Origin of the sequence: Lacticaseibacillus camelliae DSM 22697 = JCM 13995, assembly GCF_001311195.1 — a bacterium.
Taxonomy (GTDB): Bacteria; Bacillota; Bacilli; order Lactobacillales; family Lactobacillaceae; genus Lacticaseibacillus; species Lacticaseibacillus camelliae.
Genome location: NZ_BBAJ01000143.1, coordinates 1 through 1,774, shown reverse-complemented (window position 1 = coordinate 1,774; position 1,774 = coordinate 1). Strand labels below are relative to the sequence as shown.

Sequence of the window (1,774 nt, the reverse complement as noted above, 5' to 3'; positions counted from 1 at the left end):
GGCAAGGTAGTCCTTTGAAAACTGAACAAAGTTTCGTAAATGTGATAGGGCTTTTCAATGAAAGTTGAAAAGAATTAATTAACATGAGCGAAGTCAATTCGCAATAAACAACAAATCGAGCTATTCAAATAACTCATTTTATATGAGAGTTTGATCCTGGCTCAGGATGAACGCTGGCGGCGTGCCTAATACATGCAAGTCGAACGAGGCGTTGATGATTGACTGAGGTGCTTGCACCGAAGGATTTTATTAACACCGAGTGGCGGACGGGTGAGTAACACGTGGGTAACCTGCTTAAGTGGGGGATAACATTTGGAAACAGATGCTAATACCGCATAAACCCTTAGACCACATGGTCTTTGGTTGAAAGATGGCGTAAGCTATCGCTTTTGGATGGACCCGCGGCGTATTAGCTAGTTGGTAAGGTAACGGCCTACCAAGGCAATGATACGTAGCCGAACTGAGAGGTTGATCGGCCACAATGGGACTGAGACACGGCCCATACTCCTACGGGAGGCAGCAGTAGGGAATCTTCCACAATGGACGCAAGTCTGATGGAGCAACGCCGCGTGAGTGAAGAAGGCTTTCGGGTCGTAAAACTCTGTTGTTGGAGAAGAACACGTTTGAGAGTAACTGTTCAGACGTTGACGGTATCCAACCAGAAAGCCACGGCTAACTACGTGCCAGCAGCCGCGGTAATACGTAGGTGGCAAGCGTTATCCGGATTTATTGGGCGTAAAGCGAGCGCAGGCGGTTTCTTAAGTCTGATGTGAAAGCCTTCGGCTTAACCGAAGAAGTGCATCGGAAACTGGGGAAACTTGAGTGCAGAAGAGGACAGTGGAACTCCATGTGTAGCGGTGAAATGCGTAGATATATGGAAGAACACCAGTGGCGAAGGCGGCTGTCTGGTCTGTAACTGACGCTGAGGCTCGAAAGCATGGGTAGCGAACAGGATTAGATACCCTGGTAGTCCATGCCGTAAACGATGAATGCTAGGTGTTGGAGGGTTTCCGCCCTTCAGTGCCGCAGCTAACGCATTAAGCATTCCGCCTGGGGAGTACGACCGCAAGGTTGAAACTCAAAGGAATTGACGGGGGCCCGCACAAGCGGTGGAGCATGTGGTTTAATTCGACGCAACGCGAAGAACCTTACCAGGTCTTGACATCCTATGCCAACCTGAGAGATCAGGCGTTCTTCGGGGACATAGTGACAGGTGGTGCATGGTTGTCGTCAGCTCGTGTCGTGAGATGTTGGGTTAAGTCCCGCAACGAGCGCAACCCTTATGACTAGTTGCCAGCATTCAGTTGGGCACTCTAGTAAGACTGCCGGTGACAAACCGGAGGAAGGTGGGGACGACGTCAAATCATCATGCCCCTTATGACCTGGGCTACACACGTGCTACAATGGCCGGTACAACGAGTTGCGAACCCGCGAGGGTAAGCTAATCTCTTAAAGCCGGTCTCAGTTCGGACTGCAGGCTGCAACTCGCCTGCACGAAGTCGGAATCGCTAGTAATCGCGGATCAGCATGCCGCGGTGAATACGTTCCCGGGCCTTGTACACACCGCCCGTCACACCATGAGAGTTTGTAACACCCGAAGCCGGTGGGGTAACCTCTTTGAGGAGCTAGCCGTCTAAGGTGGGACAGATGATTAGGGTGAAGTCGTAACAAGGTAGCCGTAGGAGAACCTGCGGCTGGATCACCTCCTTTCTAAGGACAGATGCGTAAGCATCACGGAAACCTATCACATGAAACTTTGTTTAGTTTTGAGAGG

Annotated in this window: 1 rRNA gene; it reads left to right on the top strand. The window is 50.7% G+C overall.

Annotated features, from left to right (window positions below):
• Window positions 1–138: 138 nt before the first annotated feature.
• Window positions 139–1,710 (top strand): 16S ribosomal RNA (locus tag JCM13995_RS13360).
• Window positions 1,711–1,774 lie beyond the last annotated feature (64 nt).